At 67.8% G+C, this 24,089-nt stretch carries 20 protein-coding genes; 6 read left to right on the forward strand and 14 right to left on the reverse strand.

Annotation, left to right across the window (positions count from 1 at the left end):
* Positions 1-90: 90 nt before the first annotated feature.
* Positions 91-672 (reverse strand): PepSY domain-containing protein, encoded by a 582-nt coding sequence (locus tag LI92_RS08900; protein WP_052740742.1) that lies wholly within the window; start codon positions 670-672, stop codon positions 91-93.
* A gap of 225 nt (positions 673-897) precedes the next feature.
* Here LI92_RS08900 and LI92_RS08905 point away from each other — a divergent pair, with 225 nt between their 5' ends.
* Together LI92_RS08905 and LI92_RS08910 are read left to right on the forward strand one after the other, a co-directional pair.
* A complete protein-coding gene (locus tag LI92_RS08905) occupies positions 898-1,341 on the forward strand; it encodes an MmpS family transport accessory protein (protein WP_046318226.1) in 444 nt (147 codons plus the stop codon).
* Complete coding sequence (locus LI92_RS08910) at positions 1,338-4,250, forward strand: MMPL/RND family transporter (RefSeq protein WP_046318203.1); 2,913 nt, start codon at positions 1,338-1,340, stop codon at positions 4,248-4,250. The genes LI92_RS08905 and LI92_RS08910 overlap by 4 nt, the downstream gene beginning before the upstream one ends.
* A gap of 4 nt (positions 4,251-4,254) precedes the next feature.
* Here the strand turns inward: LI92_RS08910 and LI92_RS08915 are convergent, their stop codons facing one another.
* The 5 genes from LI92_RS08915 to nadD are packed head-to-tail and all read right to left on the reverse strand — an operon-like array spanning position 4,255 to position 7,527.
* The gene (locus LI92_RS08915; RefSeq protein ID WP_046318204.1) at positions 4,255-5,115 is read right to left on the reverse strand and encodes a DegV family protein; all 861 of its coding nucleotides are present in this window, start codon (positions 5,113-5,115) and stop codon (positions 4,255-4,257) included.
* 7 nt (positions 5,116-5,122) lie between these two features.
* Positions 5,123-5,872 (reverse strand): diglucosylglycerate octanoyltransferase, encoded by a 750-nt coding sequence (octT, locus tag LI92_RS08920; RefSeq protein WP_046318205.1) that lies wholly within the window; start codon positions 5,870-5,872, stop codon positions 5,123-5,125.
* On the reverse strand, positions 5,862-6,539 hold the full coding sequence (gene gpgP, locus LI92_RS08925) for a glucosyl-3-phosphoglycerate phosphatase (protein ID WP_046318206.1): 678 nt from the start codon (positions 6,537-6,539) through the stop codon (positions 5,862-5,864). The genes octT and gpgP overlap by 11 nt, the downstream gene beginning before the upstream one ends.
* Entirely contained in the window at positions 6,536-6,922 is a 387-nt protein-coding gene (gene rsfS / locus LI92_RS08930) for a ribosome silencing factor (protein ID WP_046318207.1), read from the reverse strand. Before rsfS ends, gpgP begins: the two co-directional genes overlap by 4 nt.
* Entirely contained in the window at positions 6,919-7,527 is a 609-nt protein-coding gene (nadD, locus tag LI92_RS08935; RefSeq protein ID WP_286134966.1) for a nicotinate-nucleotide adenylyltransferase, read from the reverse strand. The genes rsfS and nadD overlap by 4 nt, the downstream gene beginning before the upstream one ends.
* A gap of 163 nt (positions 7,528-7,690) precedes the next feature.
* Between nadD and LI92_RS08940 the strand changes: the two genes are divergently transcribed.
* Together LI92_RS08940 and LI92_RS08945 are read left to right on the forward strand one after the other, a co-directional pair.
* The gene (locus LI92_RS08940; RefSeq protein WP_502691423.1) at positions 7,691-8,743 is read left to right on the forward strand and encodes a class I SAM-dependent methyltransferase; all 1,053 of its coding nucleotides are present in this window, start codon (positions 7,691-7,693) and stop codon (positions 8,741-8,743) included.
* Between the two features lie 245 nt (positions 8,744-8,988).
* Positions 8,989-11,586 carry a LuxR C-terminal-related transcriptional regulator gene (locus LI92_RS08945; protein ID WP_046318210.1) on the forward strand — a complete coding sequence of 866 codons (2,598 nt, stop codon included), beginning with the start codon at positions 8,989-8,991 and terminating at the stop codon, positions 11,584-11,586.
* A 559-nt stretch (positions 11,587-12,145) separates the two neighbouring features.
* Here LI92_RS08945 and LI92_RS08955 read toward each other — a convergent pair.
* Genes LI92_RS08955 through LI92_RS08975 form a run of 5 tightly spaced genes read right to left on the reverse strand, consistent with a single transcriptional unit; the run spans position 12,146 to position 19,360 of the window.
* Positions 12,146-13,588 (reverse strand): vWA domain-containing protein, encoded by a 1,443-nt coding sequence (locus LI92_RS08955; protein WP_152665398.1) that lies wholly within the window; start codon positions 13,586-13,588, stop codon positions 12,146-12,148.
* The gene (locus LI92_RS08960) at positions 13,585-14,484 is read right to left on the reverse strand and encodes an AAA family ATPase (protein ID WP_046318212.1); all 900 of its coding nucleotides are present in this window, start codon (positions 14,482-14,484) and stop codon (positions 13,585-13,587) included. Before LI92_RS08960 ends, LI92_RS08955 begins: the two co-directional genes overlap by 4 nt.
* Positions 14,485-14,498: 14 nt before the next feature.
* Positions 14,499-15,761 (reverse strand): glutamate-5-semialdehyde dehydrogenase, encoded by a 1,263-nt coding sequence (locus LI92_RS08965; protein WP_046318213.1) that lies wholly within the window; start codon positions 15,759-15,761, stop codon positions 14,499-14,501.
* A 27-nt stretch (positions 15,762-15,788) separates the two neighbouring features.
* Complete coding sequence (locus LI92_RS08970) at positions 15,789-17,168, reverse strand: mechanosensitive ion channel domain-containing protein (RefSeq protein WP_046318214.1); 1,380 nt, start codon at positions 17,166-17,168, stop codon at positions 15,789-15,791.
* Entirely contained in the window at positions 17,165-19,360 is a 2,196-nt protein-coding gene (locus LI92_RS08975) for an adenylate/guanylate cyclase domain-containing protein (protein WP_046318215.1), read from the reverse strand. Before LI92_RS08975 ends, LI92_RS08970 begins: the two co-directional genes overlap by 4 nt.
* A gap of 55 nt (positions 19,361-19,415) precedes the next feature.
* On the opposite strand from LI92_RS08975, the gene LI92_RS08980 reads away from it, so the two are divergent.
* Positions 19,416-20,276, forward strand: coding sequence for a ribokinase (locus tag LI92_RS08980; RefSeq protein WP_046318228.1), 861 nt, complete (start codon positions 19,416-19,418; stop codon positions 20,274-20,276).
* On the opposite strand, the gene LI92_RS08985 is transcribed toward LI92_RS08980, so the two are convergent.
* The 3 genes from LI92_RS08985 to LI92_RS08995 are packed head-to-tail and all read right to left on the reverse strand — an operon-like array spanning position 20,260 to position 23,489.
* Positions 20,260-20,655, reverse strand: a complete 396-nt coding sequence (locus tag LI92_RS08985; RefSeq protein ID WP_046318216.1) for a tautomerase family protein — start codon at positions 20,653-20,655, stop codon at positions 20,260-20,262. The genes LI92_RS08980 and LI92_RS08985 overlap by 17 nt on opposite strands.
* Positions 20,656-20,658: 3 nt before the next feature.
* Positions 20,659-21,420, reverse strand: a complete 762-nt coding sequence (locus LI92_RS08990; RefSeq protein WP_046318229.1) for a class I SAM-dependent methyltransferase — start codon at positions 21,418-21,420, stop codon at positions 20,659-20,661.
* Between the two features lie 14 nt (positions 21,421-21,434).
* Positions 21,435-23,489 (reverse strand): NAD(+) synthase, encoded by a 2,055-nt coding sequence (locus LI92_RS08995; RefSeq protein WP_046318217.1) that lies wholly within the window; start codon positions 23,487-23,489, stop codon positions 21,435-21,437.
* A 58-nt stretch (positions 23,490-23,547) separates the two neighbouring features.
* On the opposite strand from LI92_RS08995, the gene LI92_RS09000 reads away from it, so the two are divergent.
* On the forward strand, positions 23,548-24,087 hold the full coding sequence (locus LI92_RS09000) for a cysteine hydrolase family protein (RefSeq protein WP_046318218.1): 540 nt from the start codon (positions 23,548-23,550) through the stop codon (positions 24,085-24,087).
* Positions 24,088-24,089: the final 2 nt, after the last annotated feature.

Here is a 24,089-nt window from a genome sequence, read left to right on the forward strand (position 1 = left end):
TACGGGTAGATGCCAGACACATCCACTCCGTCAGGAGGTCCTCCCCATTTCAAGCAGGCACGCCGTCAACAACCTCCGAGGTCACAACAACTAGACCTGCCGGTTGGCGGTGACCGTTCCGGAAGCCGCGTCCACGAGCACGTCGTGTTCGGCGAGCTGGTCGTCCCACACGTCGGCTTCCCACACCACCGTGCCGTTCATGTCGAGCAGGCTCAGCTCGGTGATGGAACCGTTCGGCACGGCCTGCAGAACCCGGCCCACAGCGCCGTGATAGTCCAGGTGGGTCCCGTCGACGTTGGCGCGCCGCTTGGCCTTGTCGGCGTCGCTGTCCTCGGTCGCGGTGGGGCCGACAAGCACCGTCAGGCCATCGGATGCGACCTTGAGCTGGTGTTCGGTGCCATCAGGGGTGACAAGCCCGGCTTTCCAGGTGCCGCTGTCCTGACTCTCGATGAAGATCAGCACGCCGGCGGGCAGCTGCGAAACCGCGAGGTCACCGGCGCGGAGGAGGGTTCGGGGGTCAGGCGGCGCGTCGGGGCGCGTCCATGACGCGTCCGGGGCCGCCGATGCCTGCGACGACGCGCCGGACAAGCCCTTCCCGCTGCACCCGGACAGCGCCAGCGTCACCACGAGGACGACCGCACCGAATCGGACGACATTTCCCAGAGCGTGCATCAGCGGCCATGCTACTGAAGTCCCGTCGTCGGCGCTCAGTCCGAGGGGCCCTGCGGGCATCCGGGCCCCACTGCGCCGGGGAAAACACGGGTTGCGTTCCTTAGCTCATCGAAGGTTATGCTGCCCACAGGCGCGATTCGCGGAACCATCGATGCTTCCCGCGAAACCGGGGGGCAGACCGCCGGCCGCCGACGTTCAACCGCACGGCAGGCGGAAGGCGGTGAGATGGGGCGAACATCGGTCACCGCCGTGCTCAAGCGGTATTGGATTCCGCTGGTCTTCATCGTGGTCATCGCGATTTCGGGTGTCGTCGTGACCCGGCTGCATAAGGTGTTCGCCTCCCAAGACCTCAATCCCCATGCCGGCACGGGCATCGAAATCGTGCAGTTCAACCCGAAATACGTCGCCTACGAGGCTTTCGGGCCGCCGGGCACCGTCGCCGACATCAACTACTGGGACGCCGAGGCCAACGTTCATCAGCTCAACGGCGTCCCGCTGCCGTGGACCTACACCGTGGTCACCGTGCTGCCTGCCGTCATGGCGAACATGATCGTGCAGGGCGACAGCGGTGAAATCGGTTGCCGGATCAAAATCGACGACCGTTTGCTCGACGAGCGCCGCGCCACCGGACTCAACGCCCAGACCTTCTGCCTGGTGAAGTCCGGATGATCAGACGGATCACCGCGCAGCCCGAGCACCAGAGCGAGCGGCCCGCCAAGCGGCCGTTCTTCGCCCACCTGCTCCGTATTTTCGCGGTGCCGATCATCATTGTCTGGATCGTGCTCACCGTACTGGTGAATGTCCTTGTGCCCCAGCTGGAAGTCATCTCCGAAGAGCACTCCGCACCACTGGCGCCGATCGACGCCCCCTCGATGATCGCCAGCAAGCTGGTGGGCGAGAACTTCGAGGAATACCAGTCCAACAGCACCGTGATGATGGTGGTGGTCGGCGAGCAAGAGCTCGGCGAGGCCGCCCACCACTACTACGACGAGATCGTCGCGAAGCTGGTCGCCGACACCGCCCATGTCGAACACGCCCAAGACTTCTGGCGTGACCGGCTGACCGCTGCCGGCGTTCAGAGTTCCGACGCCAAAGCCGCCTACATCATGCTCAACCTGGTGGGAAACCAGGGCATGACCGAGGCGAATGACTCGGTGGTCGCGGTGCGCAAGGCCATCGACGACACCCCTGCGCCGCCGGGCGTGCAGGCCTATGTGGCCGGACCGGCCGCGTTGACCGCAGACCTTCGGCAGATCGGCGATGCCAGCCTGGTCAAGATCACGCTGTTCACCATCGCGGCGATCGCGATCATGCTGCTCATCGTGTTCAGGTCGGTGGCAGCGATGTTGACGCAGCTGTTCCTGAGCCTGCTGGAGCTGATCTGCGCCCGCGGCGTCGTGGCGGTCCTCGGTTTTCACGACGTCATGGGCCTGACGACGTTCGCGGTCAACATCATGGTGATGCTCGCGATCGCCGCCGGCACCGACTACGGCATCTTCCTGATCGGCCGCTACCGGGAAGCGCGGCTGGCCGGCGAGGACCGGGTCGAGGCCTACTACACCACCGTTCGCAGTGTCACCCCGGTGGTGCTGGGATCGGGACTCACCATCGCCGGAGCGTCGGCCATGTTGTACTTCACCCGGCTGCCCTACTTCCACACCATGGGCATCCCGGTCTCAGTGGGCATGCTCGTGGTGGTGGCCGCGGCGCTCACTCTGGGACCGGCCATGCTGGTGGTGGCCAGCAGCTTCGGCCTGCTGGACCCCAAACCCGCCAAGCGGGGCGGGTTCTGGCGCCGGGCCGGTGTCTCGGTGGTGCGCTGGCCGGGACCGATCGCGGTGGCCAGCCTGGCGATCATCATGATCGGCCTGGTGGCACTGCCGGGATTCAGACCCGGCTACGACGACCGCAACTATCTGCCCGCCGACACCCCGGTCAATGTGGCCTACGCCGCCGCGGAGCGGCATTTCTCGGCAGCCCGGATGGCGCCGGATATCACCATGGTGGAATCCGAGCACGACATGCGCAATCCCGCCGACATGCTGGTGCTGGACCGGGTCGCCAGGAACATCATGCGGGTAGTCGGGATCGGGATGATTCAGGACATCACCCGCCCGCTGGGAATTCCGCTGCAGCACAGCTCGATTCCGTTCCAGCTCAGTGTCTCCAACCAGCTGATGATCCAGAACATGAAGTCACTCAAGGACCGGATCAAAGATATCGACACCATCTCTCAGCAACTCGACAAAGACATCGAGCTGCTCATTCAGATGTACGGATATCTGCAGGAGGTCGACCGGACCTTCGACGACACCGCCGAAGTGACCCGCAACACCGTGGACGTCTCCGACCGGATCCGCGACCACATTGCCGAGTTCGACGACCAGTTCCGGCCGCTGCGCAGCTACTTCTACTGGGAGCCACACTGTTTCGACATCCCGATGTGCAATGCGCTGCGCAACACCTTCGACGCCACCGACGGCATCGATCAGCTCGCCGAGCAACTGCACTACCTGTCCGACGACATCACCAAGACCGCGCGCCTGCTGCCCCAGGCGGTCGAATTGCTGCCGGCGGTGGTCGACACCATGCGGATCATGCGGGCGCTGGTGCTGACCGTGCACTCCACGTTCTCGGCGTTCATCGACCAGATGGAAGACCTGAGCAACACCCAGATCATGATGGGTCAGAGCTTCGACGACTCCAAGAACGACGACTTCTTCTACCTGCCCGCCGAGGCGTTCGACAACAAGGACTTTCAGACCGGGCTGCGCCTGTTCATGTCGCCGGACGGCAAATCGGCCCGGTTCTTCGTCACCCATCAGACGTATCCGGCCACCGCCGAGGGCATCAAGCGGGTTGAGCCGGAGCGGATCGCTGCGCAGGAGGCCCTCAAACAGTCCTCACTGTCCGATGCCAAGGTCTACATCGGCGGCATGGCGGCGCTCTACGAGGACATGCAGAACGGCGCCAAGTACGACCTGATGATCGCGGTCGTGGCGTCGCTGACCCTGATTTTCCTGATCATGATGATGCTCACCCGGTCCCTGGTGGCCGCGGTCGTCATCGTCGGCACCGCATCCAGTTCGATCGCCGCGTCGTTCGGCATCTCGGTGTTGATCTGGCAGCACATCTTCGGCCAGCACATCTACTGGGTGACGTTGGTGCTGGCGGTCATCGTATTGCTGGCCGTCGGCTCGGACTACAACCTGCTACTGGTCTCCCGCTTCGAGGAGGAGATCCACGCCGGGCTCAAGACCGGGTACATCCGGGCGATGGCCGGCAGTGGTGGCGTGGTGACCTCGGCCGGCATGGTTTTCGCCGCGACCATGGGCATCATGTTCTTCAGCGACCTCAAGGCCATCGGCATGTACGGCACCACCGTGGCGATCGGGCTGCTGCTGGACACCTTCGTGGTCCGGGCGTTCTTCATGCCGTCGATCGCGACGTTGCTGGGCAAATGGTTCTGGTGGCCACAGGTGGTCCGGCCGTGGGGACCCAACACCAACATCCGCGGCATCGCGGCCCACTCCGGTGCGCAGGAACCGGTCGCCGGCACAGCAGCGGCCACGCCCTGATCCCTCAGCTGTGAGCCGAGGAATCGGGTTGCGCCGCAGCGACATCGACACACACCGCGACCGCCCCGGCCCCGACATGCAGGGCAAGCGTCGGACACAGGCTGGTGATCACCGCGGGCTCACAACCCGGCAACCGCTGAGCCAGCGCATCGGCCACCTCCTGGGCCCCCGCCATGTTGGCGACGTGATGCACGGCAAGGGAAGCCCGGCGGTCCCCGACCACCTCACAGACCCGGTCGATCATCGACGCGACCGCCTTACCGACGGTGCGGACCCGCTGTGCCAGCACGAGCTTTCCCTCATCGACTACCAGCAGCGGCTTGAGGGACAGGGCGGTTCCGAGCCACGCCGCTGCGCTGCCGATCCGGCCGCTGCGCCGCAGGTTGTCCAGCCGCTGCACCACCATGTAGGCGTGGCCGCGCCGCACAGCGGCATCGGCCGCCGCCGCGACCTGGTGCAGATCGGCGCCGCCCGCGGCGGCCCGGGCGGCGGCCAGCGCCACGAAACCGGTACCCATCGCCGCGGACTTGGAATCGACCACCTGCACCGCGGGGCCGAGCTGTTGGGCGGCGTGCCCGGCGGTGGCAACGGTTCCCGACAGGGCTGCGGAGATGTGCACCGCCACCACGCCGGAACCGGCGCTGTGGTCCAGCGCGGTGCGGTAGGCCTCGGCCAGGTCCTCCGGCGCCGCACCGGCCGTGGTGACCCGCTCGCGCAGATAGACATCCTCAGGCACGTCGTCGACGCCGTCGCGCAGGTCGGCTCCGTCGAGCAGGATGTGCAGCGGCACCGTGCGGATGCCCCAGCGGTCCCGCAGCTCGGCGGGCAGGCAGGCCGACGAATCGGTGACGACGACAACACTCATCGCAGGCTCATACCGGCGGGCTGGGCACGCCGGCCTCACCGAGGGCTTTGAGCATCAGGTCGGCGACCGCCCGGTGCGCTTCGAAGTTCCAGTGGATGCCGTCGGGGTTGGCGCGCCCGCTCAGGACCTCGTCGGCCACCGCGGCCTTGAGGTCCACCAGCGGGACGTCGTGTTCGCGCGCCCAAGCGGTGATGGCCCGCACCGTGGGCTCGCGTCCCTGGTGGGCCTTGCCGTAGGTGTCGGCGATGTGCACCGACGGCAGCGAGGCGACAATCGGAATTCCCGGACGGTTGAAGTCGATGGCGCCCCGGGTCATCTCGAGATAACTCACGGTGAGGTGCGGCGGCAGGGCGGCCCGCGCGTAGGGCGAGAACCGAGGTTGCAGCCAGCCGTAGAAGTCGCGGACCCGACGCCGCAGCCCCGAGGGGCGCACGTAGCGGATCAGCTCACGCAGCGCCGTCGGCCACACCGAGGGCAACGAGTCCATCCCGCTGGTGGCGAAGATGACCGCACCGGCCCGGGGCAGCGCGGCCCAGGCCCGCGGGTCCTGGGTCGACGCCCACCACACGTCTCGGCTGGTCCAGCCGATCCGGCCGATGAGTTCGACATCCCAGCCCAGCTGGTCGGCGACAAGGTTCGGCCAGATCCGCGGATGGTCGGCGGGCAACCCGCCGGTGGGCCCGTAATAGGACAGTGAGTCGGCGAAGACCAGCAGCGTGGGCCGGGTCTGGGCGGGTGTGCGCGGTTCAGAGGACATCGCCGGCCACCTGTGCTGAGGCGTTCCAGACGTCGAGACGCCAGCGCACGGCGTCGAAGTCGACGGGCCCCTGATCGTCGGAATAGCCGCTGAGCTGGGTCCAGCTGGCGTTGGCCATGCCGCCCAGGATCGGCCAGTTCTCCACGGGAAGGCGCAGCAGGGCCGCGGTCAGCGCGGCGATCAGCCCGCCGTGGGCCACGAGTACCACCGGCTGGTCGGCGTGGTCGGCTCTGCCCCACTCCGGTTCGCCGGCCACCAGCTCGCGCACCAGCGGGACACTGCGCTCGGCGACATCGATTCGGCTCTCTCCGCCGTGCGGCGCCCATCGGGCGTCGTCGCGCCAGGCCAGCCGGGCACCGGGCGCGGCGGCGTCGACCTCTTCGTGGGTCAGGCCCTGCCAGTCGCCCAGGTGGGTCTCCCGCAACCGCGTGTCCACCCGGACGTTCAGCCCGTTGTGCTCGGCCAGCACGGTGGCGGTGTCGTAGGCCCGCCACAGGTCCGACGACACGATCAGCAGCGGATGCCGCTTGCGCAGCACCTCGGCGGCCGCCCCCGCCTGCGCGCGGCCCAGGTCACTGAGCACGGTGTCCAGCTGCCCCTGCATGCGGCTGCCGGCGTTGAACTCGGTCTGGCCGTGTCGCAGCAGGATCAGCCGACGGACCCTCACGACGCGTCCCCGGGCGCCGAGGCACCGGACAGATCGACCGGCACCAGCGGACAGTCTTTCCACAGCCGGTCCAGCGCGTAGAAATCCCGCTCGTCCTGGTGCTGGATGTGTACGACGATGTCGACGTAGTCCAGCAGCGTCCAGCGCCCCTCCCGGGTGCCCTCCCGGCGCGCCGGTTTGTACCCGGCCAGGCGCATCTTCTCCTCGACCTCGTCGACGATCGCGTTGACCTGGCGCTCGTTGGACGCCGAGGCGATGACAAAGCAGTCGGTGATCACCAACTGGGCGGAGACGTCGATGACGACCACGTCGTCGGCCAGCTTGTTCGAGGCGGCGCCGGCCGCCACGGTGGCCATCTGCACGGCCTCGGGTGTCGCGGTCATTGTGGGTCTCCGGGGGTCGGTTGGTAGAGGCGGCGTTTAGACACGTACTGGACCACACCGTCGGGGACCAGATACCAGATCGGGCGGGATTGGGCTGCACGCCGCCGGCAGTCGGTCGACGAGATCGCCAGCGCCGGCACTTCCACCAGCGACAACGCATGCTCGGGCAGGGAGCCGAGCGCCTCGGCGAGGTGGTCCCCGTTGAGCTCATAACCGGGCCGACTCACCCCCACGAACCGCGCCATCTCGAACATCTCCGCCCAATCCTGCCAGGTCAAGATGGTGGCCAGCGCATCCGCACCGGTGATGAAGTAGAGCTCGGCGTCGGGATTCTGTTCTTGCAGGTCGCGCAGGGTGTCTTTGGTGTAGGTGGGACCGCCGCGATCGATGTCGGCCCGGCTCACCGAGAACCGTGGATTCGATGCGGTGGCGATCACCGTCATCAGGTAACGGTCCTCGGCGGCGGTGACGCGGCGTTCCTTGAGCCAGGGCTGGCCGGTCGGTACGAAGACCACCTCATCGAGCCCGAACAGATCGGCCACCTCGCTCGCGGCGACCAGGTGTCCGTGATGGATGGGATCGAACGTCCCGCCCATGACTCCCAGCCGCCGTTTTCGCACGATAGGCCAGCTTACTTGGAGTCCGTGCCGGTGCCGGCGTGCCGGTGGCACGGCCCGCCCGGAAGCCGCCGGCCTGCGCCGGGCGGCCGCTGCACGCGGGGCGCAACTGCCGGTTGCTGCCGCGAAACCGAGGTCGATCGTGTAGAAGATGTCTGTGGAAGATTTTCCGTTGAACTCGCTTGATCGCGCCCGGGCGACCAAAGAAGCCATGGTACGGCGCTTTCATACCCGCGCCCAGATCAGCGGCGACATCCGGCTTCCGGCCGTGCCGAGCATGCTCGACGAATACGTGAAGATGTGCGCAGACGTCTTTACCGGCCTGGGTAAGCCCTTCAGCGACGACGAGCTCGCGCGCCTCCGGGAGGTGCTGCAGGGCCAACTCGCCGAGGCGTACTCACACTCGGTGCGTTCGCACATCATCATCTCCTACAACGCCCCGGTCGGCCCGACGCTGAACTACACGGTGCGGGCTCAGTGGAGTTCGGTCGCCCAGGCGTACGAAGCCTGGCTCAACGAGCGCAAGCCGCCGTTGTTCGGCACCGAGCCCGACGCACGGGTATGGCACCTGGCCGGCGAGGCCGCTGATCCGGCCGGTCACCGGGTGCTGGAGATCGGCGGCGGCACCGGCCGCAACGCCCTGGCGCTGGCGCGCCGCGGGCATCCGGTCGATGTGGTGGAGATGACCCCGAAATTCGCCGAGATGCTCGTCGCCGACGCTCAGGCAGAGGCCCTGGACGTCCGGGTCATCGTGCGTGACGTGTTCTCCGACGCCGACGATCTCCGCGACGACTACCAGCTCATGGTGCTCTCTGAGGTGTTGACCGACTTCCGGTCCACCGAGGAGGTGCGCAAGCTGTTCGAGTTGGCCGCCCGCTGCCTGGCCCCGGGCGGGCGGCTGGTGTTCAACAGCTTCCTGGCCCACGAGGGCTTCGAGCCCGACAGCGCGGCCCGGGAGTTCTGCCAGCAGGTGTACTCGGGTCTGTTCACTCGTGCTGAAATGGCTGCCGCTTCGGCCGGACTACCGCTTGTGCTGCGTTCCGACGAATCCGTCTACGAATACGAGAAGGCTCATCTTCCCGAGGGCGCCTGGCCGCCCACCCACTGGTACATCGACTGGGCCAGCGGACTCGACGCGTTCCGCACCACCCGCGAAGAGTCCCCGATGGAACTGCGCTGGCTGATCTACGAGCGGACGCGCTGAGCGAAGACCGGCCGACGCCTGGTGGGGCCACTCGTTGCGGACACTCACAGAACCGCTTTCTAGCTGTCCCACAAGCCTTTTTACGCGATCGTCAACCTTTGTTCGACAGTTCGGTAACCTATACACCCCCCGGTACCTCGGCGTAGATTCGGATGTACGCGGTTGTCCGGGGGGAGGTCGGGAAACTTTTGCGTGCGCGGGGGGATGCGGGTTCTGCGTGGCCACTGGTCGGCCGCGACGATGAAATGCGCCTGGGGCTGGAGACGCTCGGTCCCGATTCGGAGTATCGGGGCATCGGGTTGGTCGGCGAAAGCGGAGTGGGCAAATCGACTCTGGCCCGTGCGCTCGGTGCCCGGCTGGCCGAAGCCGGGCGCAACGTGCGGTCGGTGCTGGGCACCCAGACGGGCCGCGACGTACCGCTGGGGGCGTTCTCCCGATCCGTGACCGTCGATATGGCGCCGGAACCGGCAGCGATGTTACAGGTGGCGCACAAGAACATTGCCGCGATGAACAACCCGGTGGTCATTGTCGATGACGCTCAACTGCTCGATCCGCTGTCGGCCACGCTGGTTTATCAGATGGCGGCTGAACGCACCGCGCAACTGATCGTGGTGGTCCCGTCCGGCGCTACTCTGCTGGATGCCGTTACTGCATTGTTCAAAGAACGGCTGCTGTTGAACCTGCACATCGGCCGGTTCACCCGCGAACAGACCGCCGAATTGACCTGCCGCGTGCTCGGCGGTGTCGTCAGCCCGGTGATGATCAGCGATCTGCACAACCGAAGTGCGGGAAATCCGTTGTACTTGAGTGGAATTCTGCGGGCCGGCCGGGAAAGCGGTCTCCTGGTGCACGACGACGACGGCTGGCAGATCAAGGGCACACTGCAGGCCGACCAGGAACTGTCCGACCTCATTGAGTTTCGGCTGCAGGCGCTGAACCCCAAAGAACTCGAGGCGCTGCAGATTCTGGCGACAGCAGAACTGCTGGACTGGGAGGTCTTCCGCGAGCTGTGCTCGGTCGAGGCGGTTTCCGCCCTGGAGCATCATCGGTTGATCCGGCTGGTTTCCGACGGAGCGGGGACCGTTGCCCAGGTGACCTACCCCCTGCTCGGCGAGGCGGTGCTCGAACGTGCCGGGGTGGCGCGTTCGCGCCAGCTCAACGGCGTGCTGTGCCAGGCGTTCAAGAAATACTTACAGGAAAGCGGGAGCCGTCTGCAGATACCCGACCTGCGCGGCAGAATCCGGATGGCCCAGTTCATGATTCACAGCGATCTGAAACCCGACCTGGACCTGATTCTCAACGCGGCGGTGGATGCCTCGGCCATGTCGAACCTCAGCCACGCCGAGGAGCTGGCACGGTTCGCCTTCGACCGTGGCGGGGGTCTGCCGGCCGCGCTGGTCCTCGGCGAAGTCCTGGTCTGGCAGGGCCGGGGCCCGGAAGCGGAGGCGGTTCTCGCCCAGGCCAGCCTGGACGGCGCCGACGACACGTCGCTTGTCCTATGGGCGTGCACGCGCGCGCTGAACCTGTTCTGGAACTGCGGCGAAACCGAATCCGGCCGCCGCATCCTGTCCGAGGTCCGGGACCGCGCCCGCTCCGGGGCGAGCGCCGCAACGATCGAGGCGCTCGAATTGGCTTTCGGGTTCTTCACCGGCGACATCACCGCGACGATCCGGAGCGGGCCGCCCCTGTGTGAGGCGCACGCACCGGCGATCGCCACAGCCCTGACCGCTCTTCCGACCGCGCACGCGCTGGCCAAAGCGGGACAGTTCGGCGCGACCGCCACAATCGCCCAGGCGGGATTGCAGGCTGCGGCAAACAGTCACGCGGGAATGGTCCGATTCGGCATCGGCATCGCCGAGGTCATGGCACTGGTCACCGCCGGTGATCTTCCGACCGCCGAACGGGTCGCCGAGCGCTATGTCACGATGGCCGCCGGCATCCCGGAACCCGATGCGATGGCCAAGCTGCTCTCCGGTGTGGTACACCTGGCCAGCGGGCGACTACCGCTGGCGTGCTCGCTCTTTCAGGACTCGGCGCGGGTGTTGTCGGGTGCCGCCCCGAAGCTGTGGCCGATGCTTGCCAATGCCTGGGCCACCCACGCCCAGGCAGCGCGGGGCAACGCCGCAACGGCGGCCTCGGCGGCACTGCGGCGCTGTGAAGAGGTCTACGGGCCGCAGATCGCGGCATTCCTGCCGGAACTGGAGCTGGCTCGCGCGTGGGAAAGGGTGGCGCATGGCCAGATCTCCGACGGCCGGATGCACGCCTTGCGGGCCGCCCAGGTCGCGCGCCGCTCCGGGATGCTCGCTGTCGAGATGCGCGCGCTGCACACCGCCGTCCGGTTCGGCGACCGGGCCCAGGCCGACCGACTGACCGAGCTCGCCGAGGCATTGGACGCACCGTTGCCGGATGCGGTCGCTGCGCATGCGCGCGGCCTCGCCAACCGCGACGCCGACCTGCTCAGCACCACCTCGGACAGATTCGCGGCGATGGGAGCGTGCGCCCTGGCCGCCGATGCGGCAGCCCACGCGTCCCTCGAGTACGCCCATGCAGGTGAACGGGGCAAGCAGTTGGAGTCGGCGACGCGGGCCCGGCGGTTGGCCGGACAGGGCGACATTCACACCCCCGCAGTCGAGGCGGTGAGTCAGCCGTTACCGATCACCGACCGTGAGCGAGAGATCGCTGCCTTGGTCGCCGCCGGGCTGTCCAACCGCAAGATCGCCGATCGGCTCTCCGTCTCGGTGCGTACGGTGGACGGGCATCTCTACCGGATATTCGCCAAACTCGGTATCGAGCGCCGAGACGAACTTATCCGTCTGCTCAGCCGGCCCCAAGCGGGAACCTGAGGCCCTCCGCGCCGGCACCCACAACGGCGACCACGGCCGCCCGTTTTACCCTTGTGCAGGACCCGCCGGTGGCACCGGCGCCGCCATAGCCGCCATCGCCGCTACCAGCGGCGTTGACGCCGGCGCCGCCGGTGCCACCGTTCCCCCCGGGCCCCCGGTGCCGAACCCGGCCATGCCGCCGGCGCCCCCCTTGGCACCGTCGCCGGCGAAGCCGGTCCCAGCCGCGACCGGGCCACCGGTGCCCCCGTCATCCCCGATGTCGGCGGCACCACAATTGCCGCCGACAGGGAAACGGCCACCGGCGACCCGGTGACCGAAACCCACCTTTGCCCTGCGTGAGAAATTCCGCTTCGCAACGCGGTGGCTGCCAGCCATCACACGACCTCCCCGTTGCCCGGATACTTAAAACACGCTAAGACGCCTTAGATTATTTCGCCGGTGGCTTGGCTTCATAGAGCAACGAACTACTCTAGTTTTCCGGCGAAGACCGACCCCACTACTCGAATCGGCACCGTGCCTACTCCACCCGCGGCCGGGTGGGCCTGCCGGGGAGAGAGGGCTAAACCGGCAGCAGTGCGTCGATGACCCCGGCAAGCTGCTTGGCCGAGCGGCACTCGTGCATGGGGATCACCTCGCGGTAGCGCGGTATCGCCGAATCCCCGCTGCCCCAAAGATGCTCGGGCTCCGGGTTGAGCCAGTGCGCGTGCCTGCTGGCGGTCACCAGATGCGACAGCACCTGCACCCCGGGGTCGCGGTAGTTCGTCCGCCCGTCCCCGAGCACCAGCAGCGCGCTGCGCGGCGACACCACGTTGGGATAGTTCTCGGCGAACGAGACGAAGGCGTTGCCGTAATCGGAATGGCCGTCGCGGGTGTAGACCCCGGACTCCCGGGTGATCCGCTGGATGGCCACCGCCAGGTCGGCGTCCGGCCCGAACAGGTGCGTGACCTCGTCGGTGGTGTCGATGAACGCAAAGACCCGCACACGGGAAAACTGTTGGCGCAGTGCGTGAACCAGCAGCAGGGTGAAGTGGCTGAACCCGGCGACCGAGCCGGACACATCGCACAACACCACCAGTTCGGGGCGGGCGGGGCGCGGCTTGCGCAGCACCACGTCGATCGGAACCCCGCCGGTGGACATCGACTTGCGCAATGTCTTGCGCAAATCGATGGTGCCGGCGCGGGAGCGCCGCCGGCGTGCGGCCAGCCGCGTTGCCAGGGTCCGTGCCAACGGCGCCACCACCCGGCGCATCTGGCGCAGCTGCTCCCCGGACGCACGGAGGAACTCGACGTTCTCGCTCAGTTGCGGGATGCCGTACATCTGCACGTGTTCGCGTCCCAGCTGTTCGGCGGTACGCCGCTTGGTCTCGGCGTCCACCAGCTTGCGCAGCGCGGCGATCCGCTGCGCGGCCATCGCCTTGGCGATCTGTTCCTGGGTGGGGCTGGGCTCCTCGCCGTAGGGGGCCAGCAGCCCGGCCAGCAGCTTGCCCTCCAGCTCGTCGAGCGCCAGCGCCTTGAGTGCCTGGTAGGCCGAGTAGGACGGTCCGCGGCTCGAACGGTACTGCCCGTAGGCCCCGACGATCGCGGCAATCATGGCCGACAGCCGCGGATCGGTGTCGGCGAGGTCGGGATTCGCCGTCAACAGGTCGACCAGCATTGCCCGCATGTCCTCGGCGTCCTCCGGCAGCGGCAGGTCGTCGGCCGACTGCGGATCGTCGGACAGCACCACGGTGCGCCCGCCCAACGCGGCGGGAAACCACAGGTCGAACATGGCGTCGTAGGTGTCGCGGTGATCGGGCCGGCGCAGCACCGCGCAGGCCAACCCCTCCCGCAACACCTCCCGGTCCCCCAGCCCGATCACAGTGAGCACTCGGCCGGCGTCGACGGTCTCCGACGGCCCTACCGAAATCCCCTGCGCCCGCAGGGCTTCCACGAACCCCACCAGGTGGCCCGGAATCCCGTGCGGGGCAAGCGGTTGCGCTGGGTGGATGCGGCGCACCATCAGTTCAGTCGCAATTCTCCGGATGCCCGCACCTGATCTGATTGGTGCTTGAGCACCACTCCCAGGGTCGCCGCGACGGTGGCGTCGTCGATGGTGTCCATGCCCAGAGCCAGGATGGTGCGGCCCCAGTCGATGGTTTCGGCAACCGACGGCAGCTTCTTGAGCTGCATGCCGCGCAGCACCCCGATGATGCGCACCAACTCGGCCGCCAGGTGCTCGGGCAGCTCCGGCACCCGCGACAGCAGGATGCGGCGTTCCAGGTCGGGGTCGGGGAAGTCGATGTGCAGGAACAGGCAGCGGCGCTTGAGCGCCTCGGACAGTTCCCGGGTGGCGTTGGAGGTCAGCACCGTGAACGGGGTGCGGGTGGCGGTGATGGTGCCCAGTTCCGGCACCGTGACCGCGAAGTCGGACAACACCTCCAGCAGCAGGCCCTCGATCTCGATGTCGGCCTTGTCGGTCTCGTCCACCAGCAGCACCGTCGGATCGGTACGCCGGATCGCCGTCAGCAGCGGACGCGACAACAAGAACTCCTCGGAGAACACGTCCATCTTGGTGTCGTCCCAGTCGCCGCCCGTACCGGCGGTGTTGCCGGACTGGATCCGGAGAATCTGCTTCGCATGGTTCCACTCATAGAGCGCCCGGGCCTCGTCGACGCCCTCGTAGCACTGCAGCCGCACCAGCCCGGCGCCGGTGGCCGCGGCCACCGCACGCGCCAGTTCGGTTTTGCCGACCCCGGCCGGGCCCTCCACCAGCAGGGGCTTGCCCAGCCGGTCGGCGAGGAACACCGCAGTGGTGGTCGCGGTGTCGGCCAGGTAGCCGGTCTCGGCCAGGCGGCGCGCCACGTCGTCGATGTCGGTAAACAGCGAGGCGTGCTGCGCGGGGGTGGTGGGGTTGTCCATGCGGTGTGGGCTCCTTAGGCGGGACGGGTGTGGCCGTCACCCCACACGATCCATTTGGTCGACGTCAGCTCCGGCAGCCCCATCGGGCCCCGGGCGTGCAGCTTCTGGGTGGAGATGCCGATCTCGGCGCCGAAGCCGAACTGTTCGCCGTCGGTGAAGGCCGTCGAGGCGTTGACCATGACGGCGGCGGCATCGACCTGCTCGCTGAATCGCTGCGCCGCGGCCATATTGGTGGTGACGATCGCCTCGGTGTGGCCGGTGCCGTACTCGTTGATGTGGTTGATCGCGTCCTCAAGCCCGTCGACCACCGACAGGGCGATGTCCATCGCGAGGTACTCGCGCCGCAAGTGATCTTCGGCGGCGGGCCCGTCGGCCTGCCCGGCGCAGTCGTGCACCGCAACCCCGGCGGCGCTCAACGCATCCACCAGTCGGGGCACCGCCTCGGCGGCGATGGCCTGGTCGATCAGCAGTGTCTCGGCGGCGTTGCAGACGCTGGGCCGGCGGGTCTTGGAGTTGAGCAACACCTGCTCGGCGACGTCGAGGTCGGCGGCCTCATGGATGTAGACGTGGCAGTTGCCGACGCCGGTCTCGATGGTCGGCACCAACGCGTCGCGCACCACGGCTTCGATCAGGCCTGCGCCGCCGCGCGGGATCACCACGTCGACCAGTCCGCGGGCCTGGATCAGGTGGGTGACGGTGGCGCGGTCGGCCGACGACAGCAGTTGCACGGCGTCGGCGGGCAGGTCCTCATCCACCAGCGCGCCGCGCAGCACATCCACCAGGGCCTGGTTGGAATGGGCCGCCGAGGAACTGCCGCGCAGCAGTGCGGCGTTGCCGGACTTCAGCGTCAGCCCGAATGCGTCGACTGTGACGTTGGGCCGACCCTCGTAGACCATGCCCACCACGCCCAGTGGAACGCGCTGCTGACGCAGCAGCAGGCCGTTGGGCAGGGTGTAGCCGCGCAGCACCTCACCGACCGGATCGGGCAGACCGGCTACCTGGCGCAGCCCCGCGGCGATCCCGTCGACCCGGGCCTTCGACAGCGCGAGCCGGTCCAGCATGGCCTCGGGTGTGCCCGCGGCCCGGGCGGCGGCGACGTCACGCTCGTTGGCGGCCAGGATGTCATCGGCATGGGCCAGCAGCGCATCCGCTGCGGCGTTCAGCGCACTGTTCTTGGCCGCGGTGGACAACGCCGTGAGGGAGCGCGAGGCGATCCTTGCCCGCCGGGCGGCGTCATGGACCTCTTGGCGCAGGTCGGGAAGCACGGGGACGCTCATCGTGCCAGAGTATCGGCGAACGCCCGATCAGGTAAAACGGCCCCGGTCTTCGGTCGGCACCCGCCGTCGCTGATCGATGATGCGGCCCAGTTCCTGTAACAGCAGCGGCTTGGCCGTCACCAGATCTTCGATGTGCTCGCGGTCGATGACCACCGCGGTCACTTCCTGCAGTGCACGCGCGTCGAACTGACTGGGCTGGCGGGTCAGCGTGGTGACGCCGAGGAACCCGCCCTGCCGCAGCGTGGTGTCCGGCACTGCCGGGTCGGCGGCGGTGAGCCGGACTGTGCCGTCGGTGAGGAACGTCATGGCGGTCGGCACCTGACCGGCCCGCTGCAGCGGCTCGTCGCCGGCGTAGCGGACCATCCGGGCGTGCGGCAGCAGAGCCTGCTGGTCGGCGTCGGTCAGCCGCAGCACCGGCGCCACGACCATGCGCAGCGCCTCGGCGACGCGCTCGGGTGTGCCGAAGTCGTCGTCGGCGTCGTCGAGGTGCAGTCCCTCCCGGCGGGAGGCGTACCACAGCCACCGCAGGAAGGTGGCCTGCACCGCGCTGTCGTCGTGCGGGGAGTCCACCGCGATCGTGGTGCGGTACTGGCCGCCACCCAGGGCCGCCGAGTTCGCCGCTCCGGTGCTCAGCGGCAGTTCGGCGGCAACGCGCGACAGCAGGGCACATACCCGGTCCGGCGGGTCGCCGACAGCGAACGTCGTGGTGATCGACACCCGGTGCTCGCCGCCCGAACGGCTGATGTTGGTGAACGAGGTGGCCGCCAGCACGGAATTGGGTGTGACCTGCAGCCCCTCAGCCGTGCTGATGTGCACGGCGCGCCAGTTCACCTCGACGACGCGGCCGCGCGCGGCGGGCGTGGACAACCAGTCCCCGATCCGGAACGGCTGCTCGAAGAGCATGAACAGGCCGGAGACGATCTGGCCGACCGAGTTCTGCAGCATCAGGCCGATGACCACCGACGTCACGCCCAGCGCGGTGAACAGCCCGCCGATCTTGGCCCCCCAGACCAGGGACAGGGTCAGGGCCAGCCCCGCACCGATCAGCAGGAACCGGGCCACGTCGACGAAGATGGTCGGTAGCCGGCCTCGCCAGGAACTTGTGGGGGCGCTCTGGAAGACGGTGGCGTCGAGCACCGAGAGCACCAGGACCAGCAGCACCAGGCCGAACGCGGTGTAGATGACCCGTAACGTCGGATCGTGTGCCGGTACACCGGCCACATTCGCCAGCAGCACCAGCAGCGCCGCCAGGGGCAGCAGATAGTTGCGGGCCAGCGCCACGGGCCGGGCCAAAAAGCTGTCTCTGCGGGCCAGCGCCCCATGCCATTCGGTGAGCAGGATCAGGCCGGCGGGGAAGCCGATGCCGACCCCGATCGCCCAATACAGCCACGGACCGAAGACGTTCACGTCGCCTCGGAAGATCTCGAGTCCAATCTCCAGACCCGCTCCCCGCCGTCACCGCTGCCCAACGGCACGAACTCCTCGGTGTCGCCGAGCATGTCGCGCACCGCGGCGGTCGCATAGATCCCGGAATCCGGTGTTTGCCTGCGCAGCCGGTAGGCATCGTTGACCGCCGATCCCCACAGGTCGTAGGTGACGCCGGACCGGCCCACCAGGCCACTGACGACCTCTCCGGAGGTGACTCCAGCCCATAGGCCCAGCCGGTAACCGGATTCGATGGCGAACCGATCCACGATGCGCTGCATCTCGCAGGCGAATTCGACGATGCGGTGCACGCCGTCCAGCCGGGGGGTGGTCAGCCCGCAGCCGGCGAGATAGCCGTTGTACATGGTCCGGATTCGCTCGACGCCAACGGCTTCGGCCGCGGCATCGAACTGCCGCACCAGGTCGTCGACGATCGTCACCAGCTCGCTCGCACTTACCTCGGCGGACAACTGCCCGATACCCTGCAACTCGGCGTAGACGATGCTGACGTTGTGATGCTCGTCGGCGATGGCCTGCTCACCTCCGCGGTAACGCCGCACCAGGGGTTCGGGCATCAGCGACAACATGAGCTCGTCGTTCTGCCTGCGCTGCGCGGTGAGCATCTCCTCCTTGGTGCGCAGGCTGTGGCTCATATCGTTGAACGCCCTGGTCAGATCTCCGATCTCATCAGCCGTGCGGACCGGCACCACGGCACTGTAATCACCGGCGCTGATCCGCTGTGCGGCTTCCTGCAGCCGCCGGATCGGTCGCAGGAGAAGCCGGGCGAACACCATCGCCAGCACACAGATGGCGAAGATGACCGCGGTGGTCGCCAGCACCACTCGCCTGCTGAACGCGGTCACAGCGGAGTACGCCTCGGAATACTCCCGCGTCGCCAGGATCGACCACTGCAGGTCGGAATTGGGCACCGTCAGCGGCGCGTAGGCGGTCAACTCCCGGTTCCCCAGATAGTCGTACCCGGCGGTGAGCGTGCCGGTCTGGCCCCGGTGGGCGGCCTGCAATCCCGGACCCCCGACCGGCTGGACGATGGTGGTGGTCCCCAGTCGCAGCGCGCGGTCCACCGTCGCCTCCGAGGTCCCCGCTGCCACCACCTCCCGGCGGTACCGGTCGGGGTCCTCGAGGAACATGCGGGAATCCGAACGCATCAGATCATCCGGACCGGCCAGATAGGTCTCGGTCGTATGCCCCAGCCCGGCGGCTTCCCAGTCGCGGTCGGCGGTCATGACCCGGGAGATCTTGGCACTGGGCAGGGCCAGGGCCAGCACGCCCTCGACCGTGCCCTTGGTACCGACCGGCGACACCAGCCAGGCGATGGGCTCGTCCAAGGCGGGCTGGTACTGCTGAAAATCGGTGATCCACACGAAGTTGACCGCATTGGCGCCCAGCGCTTTGCGGTAGGCCTCGCGCAACCCGGACTCGCGGTAGGGGCCGGAGAGCACGTTGGTGCCCAGGTCCACGCCCTTGTTGACCGAGTAGACCACGTTGCCCCGGGCGTCCAGCAGCAGGGCGTCGCGGTAGCCGTTGAGTTCGACGACTTCGGAGAACGCATCGTCGAACTGGGCGTTCGCCGCCGACCAGGCACTGCCGTCGCCGGCGTCACCGGGCTTCGTCGCGTCCCCGGTGGATCGCGCGGTGTAGTGCGCCTGCAGGTAACGCTGCGCGTTGGAGTCGGGCAGCAGTGCCGGGACATCGGCCTGCTCGCCGGTCCGCTCGGCCAGCGCCTTGGTGAAGTTGTCCCGATAGTGGGCAACGATGGCGCGTTGCTGCTCGGGAGTGACCAGGGCGCTGCCGAGTTCGTCGAACCCCGCGGAGAACGCCTTGAGCGCGGTGGCCGCCGTCACTCCCCCGCTGAACAGCACCAGCGAATCGGTCATGTCGGCGAACAACGCGACGACCGCACGGCGCTGCGACTCCCGGGCCTGCACCAGCATCTTGGTAGCCGCGTGCTGCAATTGCGTTGCGCCATACTGAAGCTCGACGAACCCCACCACGCCAACCGAGCCGATGCTGGTCAGCAGCAAGATGATCACCATCTTCGTCTTGATACTCAGCCTGGCCGCCAGACGCCGGTACGGACGCTGTTCGGTGGCCGTGGCCGGTGTCGACGGTGCCGAGTCCACGCAGCGGCTCCCTTCCCGGTTGTCGAATGGCATCTCACCCTAGGGGATGACCACCCATGACGCGGCTGCAAATGCGAAGCTGGATCTCATGGCGGCGCGCGTGTGTGTGGTGGGCAGTGTCAACACCGACACCGTGTTCAGCGTTGCCGCCCTGCCCCGTCCGGGCGAGACGGTGCTGGCCGAGCCGCCGCGCACCCACCCCGGCGGCAAGGGCGCCAACCAGGCGGTGGCAGCGGCACGGTCCGGGGCACGGGTGCAGTTCGTGGGCGCGGTCGGCGACGACGACGCCGGGAGACTGCTGCGACGGCACCTGCAGGGCAACGGGGTCGGCACCGACGGCCTGATGACGATGCCCGGGCCCAGCGGCTCGGCGCTCATCACGGTGGACCCGTCCGGGGAGAACACCATCGTGGTCGCCCCCGGCGCCAACGGCGCCCTCACACTGGATTCCGGCCAGCGCGACCTGATCGCCGACTGCGACGTACTGCTGATGCAGTTGGAGATTCCGGTCTCGGTGGCCACCGCGGCGGCCGAGCTGGCCCACGCGAACGGAACGACGGTGATTCTCAATGCGTCGCCGCCCGTGGCCGACCTGGCGAGGCTGATCGGCCTGACAGACGTCGCCGTGGTCAACGAGTCCGAATCAGCACGGTTGAACCATGAGGTGCCGCACCGCGTGGTCACCCTCGGCCCGCGTGGTGCCAGCTACCGCGGGTCAGCCGGCGCGTATGCCGTGCCCGCGCCGGTGGTGCGGGCCGTCGACAGCTCGGGCGCGGGCGATGTGTTTGCCGGCGTGCTGGCGACCGAATGGGCCGGCGGCGTCGAACATGCACTGCAACGGGCCTGTGTGGCGGGGGCGTTGGCCACGTTGGTGCGCGGGGCTGGGGACTGTGCGCCTAACGCCGAGGCGATCAGTGCAGCGCTGAACGCGTTCAGACCCGAACGTTGAAACCCAGATCGACGTCGGATGCGGCCTGCCCGCCCCGGATACCCCAGTTGTCCCGATCCACTTCGTGCAGGGTGATCATCACATGGTCACGGGGAATCCCCAGCGCAGTAAGGTTGTCGACGATCCCGGCATAAAGCCGCCGCTTGGCATCAAGCGACCGGCCGGAGAAACAGTCAATGGAGACCAGGGTGCGGCACTCGGGGTTGGTGAGCTGCGCCGGAACCGCAAACCGGTGCGGCTCGTGCACGACCAGGCGCACATTCTTGTCGGCGGCCGGGATCTGGAAAGCCGTCACGAGCGCGCCGTGGACGGCGTCGATGATCGCAACTTCTTCGGCCGGCTCGTAGCGGCGGCGGACCTCGATCAGGACGGTGGGCACGGCTCACACCCTGCCAGACGATCGGTCCCGTCTGGCGCGCACCCACTGGATGGTGCCGAAGTTCTTGACCCGCACGCCGGTCAGGCCTTGACCTTCCAGGGTGTCGCCGATTTCGTCGTCGTCGAACACCTGCGCACCGGCCTTGGGCAGCACTTTCCACAGCCGGGAGGCTGCCCCTGCAGTGGGCACCATCACGGCGACACGCCCACCGGGCTTGAGCACCCGCGCCATCTCGCCCAGCGCGGCTACCGGATCGGGGATCAACTGCAGGACAGCGATCGAGGTCACCGCATCCACGGTCTGGTCCCGCAGCGGGAGTCGCTGCGCATCAGCGCGCAGGAAGCCGGCCTGGGAACCGGCCTGCAGCCGTACCGCTCGAGCCAGCATCGGTTGTGAGACATCAACACCCAAGGCCAACCCCTCGGGACCGACGGCCTGTGCCAGCGAGGCGGTGATGCTGCCCGGCCCGCAACCGACGTCCAGCGCCACCCCGCCGACCGGGATGTTCAGCCAGTCGATCGGATGCTGCCAGGCCTCGAGCAGTCGGCGGGCCACCGATTGAGCGCTGTCGTAGAACATCGACCCGAACGACGAGTCCCACAGCCGCTGGATGGCGCCGGTGTTCTGCGGCGCGCCCACCGCCCCTGCTTCGTCGAGCAGGTCGAGATAACCGTGGCCCACCTGCGGGTCCGACGGCGGATCGCTGAGCAGGGTCATGGCGCGCTGCAGCGCCGGTGACAACGGAAACCTTTGAATGTCGCCCATCCTCAGCATTCCCCCTACTTCTGCGGAATATCCCGTTCGATCTCGTCGAGCCAGATACGCGCCGACATGTCCGACGGAGCGCGCCATTCTCCGCGCGGGGACAGCGAACCGCCGTGGGATACCTTCGGCCCGTTGGGCAACGCCGAGCGCTTGAATTGACTGAACGAATAGAACCGTTGGGCAAAGACTTTCAGCCAGTGCCGAATATCTGCCAGCGAATAGGCCTGCCGCTTATCCGCCGGATATCCGGACGGCCAGGACCCCGCGTCGACGTCGTGCCAGGCGTGCCAGGCCAAGAACGCGGTCTTGGCAGGGGTGAATCCGTACCGCAGCGCCTGAAACAGCGCGAAGTCCTGCAGCGAGTACGGGCCCACCTTGTCCTCGCTGCGCTGAATCTCTTCGCCGTCGGCGGCGGGCACCAGTTCCGGGCTGATCTCGGTGTCCAGCACTGAGCCCAGGACCGCGCACACCTCGGCGTCGAACTCCCCGGCGTTGATCACCCACCGGATCAGGTGCTGGATCAGCGTTTTGGGCACGCCACCGTTGACGTTGTAGTGCGACATCTGATCGCCCACCCCGTACGTGGACCAACCCAGCGCCAGCTCGGACAGGTCGCCGGTGCCCAACACGATGCCGCCGTTCTGGTTGGCGATCCGGAACAGATAATCGGTGCGCAGACCTGCTTGGACGTTCTCGAACGTGACGTCGTAGACCGCTTCACCTCGGGCGAACGGGTGCCCGAGCTCGGACAGCATCAGTTTCGCGGACTCGCGGATATCGATTTCGGCGAACGTCACCCCCAGCGCCTTGCTCAGCGCGACGGCATTGGCCTTGGTGCGATCGCCAGTGGCAAAGCCGGGCATGGTGAACGCGAGAATGTCACTGCGCGGCCGGTTTTCCCGGTCCATCGCCCGAGCGGCGACGATCAGGGCGTGGGTCGAATCCAGTCCGCCCGACACCCCGATGACAACCTTGGGACTGTTCAATGCGCGCAGCCGCTGCTCCAGACCGGAAACCTGGATGTTGTAGGCCTCGTAGCAGTCCTGTTGCAGTCGCTGTGGGTTCGACGGCACGAACGGGAATCGTTCGACCACCCGCCGCAGTCCGATGTCCCCGGCCGGAGGGTCCAGAACGAACTCCACCCGCCGGAACGCCTGGACCGCATCCCGGTGGTGGCGACGATTGTCGTCGAATGTGCCCATTCGCAGCCGCTCCGAGCGCAACAGCCCGAGGTCGACGTCGGCGACCGATCGGCGGGGTCCGTTGGGAAAGCGTTCGCTTTCGTCGAGCAGCGTGCCGTTCTCCCAGATCATGGTCTGGCCGTCCCAAGCGAGGTCGGTGGTCGACTCCCCCTCCCCCGCGGCGGCGTAGACGTAGGCGGCCAGGCATCGCGCCGAGGCCGAGCGGGCCAGCAGGCTGCGGTCCTCGGCCCGGCCGACGGTTATCGGACTCCCGGACAGGTTGGCCAGCACCGTGGCGCCGGCCAGCGCGGCCTGGGCGCTGGGGGGCACCGGCACGAACATGTCCTCGCACACCTCGGCGTGCAGCACGAATCCGGGCAGATCGGTCGCCTGGAACAGCAGATCCGGTCCGAACGGAATCTCTACGCCGCCCAGCCGGATGAGTCCGCGTTCGTCGGCGCCGGCGGCCAGTTGGCGGCCTTCGTAGAACTCCCGATAGGTGGGCAGGTAAGACTTCGGCGCGACCCCGAGGATGCGCCCGCGGTGGATGACGACCGCGGTGTTGTAGACGCGATGGGCATAGCGCAGTGGCGCACCCACCACGAGAACCGGCAAGAGGTCGGTGGACGCCGCGACCACGTCGAGCAGGGCCGCCTCGACGGCGCTGAGCAGGCTGTCCTGCTGCACGATGTCCTCGATCGAGTATCCCGAGAGGGTGAGTTCGGGAAAGACTGCCAGCGCGACGCCGTCGTCATGGCATTCGCGCGCCAGCCGTAGCACCGACTCGGCGTTGGCGGCCGGGTCGGCGAGCGTGGTGCGGTGGGTGCAGGCGGCGACCCGCACGAACCCGTGCCGGTAGGCGTTGTAGAAGTCCCCAGAATGCTCCATTGCCCCCCATTGTCGCCCGGGCTGTGTCAACGCGCAGCTTTCGGGTATCACCAGGGTCATGACCGATACCGCGGTGGTCGTCGTGGACATGCTCAACACCTACCGGCACGACGACGCAGAACAATTGGCAGACAACGTCGCGCAGATCGTCGAACCACTGGCCGACCTGCTGGAACGCAGCCGGGCCGACGATGATGTCGACCTGATCTACGTCAACGACAACTACGGCGACTTCACCGGGGGATTCGCCCAGATCGCCGCGGCGGCGGTGGACGGTGCCAGACCCGAGCTGGTTCGGCCGATCGTGCCGGTGGCAGGTGACCGGCTGATGACCAAGGTGCGGCACAGCGCGTTCTACGCCTCGCCGCTGGAGTATCTGCTGCGCCGGCTGGGCGCCCGGCGGGTGATCCTGACCGGCCAGGTCACCGAGCAGTGCATCCTCTACACGGCCCTGGACGCCTATGTGCGGCACCTTCCGGTGGTGATACCGGTCGACGCCGTCGCCCACATCGACGCCGAACTGGGTGCCGCCGCGTTGGAGATGATGTGCCGCAACATGGCTGCCGAGCAGTCCACCGCCGATAAGTGCCTACGCTAGCG

It is taken from the genome of Mycobacterium sp. UM_Kg1 (genome assembly GCF_000972925.1).
GTDB lineage: Bacteria > Actinomycetota > Actinomycetes > Mycobacteriales > Mycobacteriaceae > Mycobacterium > Mycobacterium hiberniae.

Excerpts from the sequence above, each read along its gene's own strand:
- LI92_RS08900 (WP_052740742.1), bottom strand. The coding sequence starts at position 672 with ATGCACGCTCTGGGAAATGTCGTCCGATTCGGTGCGGTCGTCCTCGTG.
- LI92_RS08905 (WP_046318226.1), top strand. The coding sequence starts at position 898 with ATGGGGCGAACATCGGTCACCGCCGTGCTCAAGCGGTATTGGATTCCG.
- LI92_RS08910 (WP_046318203.1), top strand. The coding sequence starts at position 1,338 with ATGATCAGACGGATCACCGCGCAGCCCGAGCACCAGAGCGAGCGGCCC.
- LI92_RS08915 (WP_046318204.1), bottom strand. The coding sequence starts at position 5,115 with ATGAGTGTTGTCGTCGTCACCGATTCGTCGGCCTGCCTGCCCGCCGAG.
- octT (WP_046318205.1), bottom strand. The coding sequence starts at position 5,872 with ATGTCCTCTGAACCGCGCACACCCGCCCAGACCCGGCCCACGCTGCTG.
- rsfS (WP_046318207.1), bottom strand. The coding sequence starts at position 6,922 with ATGACCGCGACACCCGAGGCCGTGCAGATGGCCACCGTGGCGGCCGGC.
- LI92_RS08940 (WP_502691423.1), top strand. The coding sequence starts at position 7,691 with ATGTCTGTGGAAGATTTTCCGTTGAACTCGCTTGATCGCGCCCGGGCG.
- LI92_RS08945 (WP_046318210.1), top strand. The coding sequence starts at position 8,989 with ATGCGCCTGGGGCTGGAGACGCTCGGTCCCGATTCGGAGTATCGGGGC.
- LI92_RS08960 (WP_046318212.1), bottom strand. The coding sequence starts at position 14,484 with ATGGACAACCCCACCACCCCCGCGCAGCACGCCTCGCTGTTTACCGAC.
- LI92_RS08965 (WP_046318213.1), bottom strand. The coding sequence starts at position 15,761 with ATGAGCGTCCCCGTGCTTCCCGACCTGCGCCAAGAGGTCCATGACGCC.
- LI92_RS08975 (WP_046318215.1), bottom strand. The coding sequence starts at position 19,360 with ATGCCATTCGACAACCGGGAAGGGAGCCGCTGCGTGGACTCGGCACCG.
- LI92_RS08980 (WP_046318228.1), top strand. The coding sequence starts at position 19,416 with ATGGCGGCGCGCGTGTGTGTGGTGGGCAGTGTCAACACCGACACCGTG.
- LI92_RS08990 (WP_046318229.1), bottom strand. The coding sequence starts at position 21,420 with ATGGGCGACATTCAAAGGTTTCCGTTGTCACCGGCGCTGCAGCGCGCC.
- LI92_RS08995 (WP_046318217.1), bottom strand. The coding sequence starts at position 23,489 with ATGGAGCATTCTGGGGACTTCTACAACGCCTACCGGCACGGGTTCGTG.
- LI92_RS09000 (WP_046318218.1), top strand. The coding sequence starts at position 23,548 with ATGACCGATACCGCGGTGGTCGTCGTGGACATGCTCAACACCTACCGG.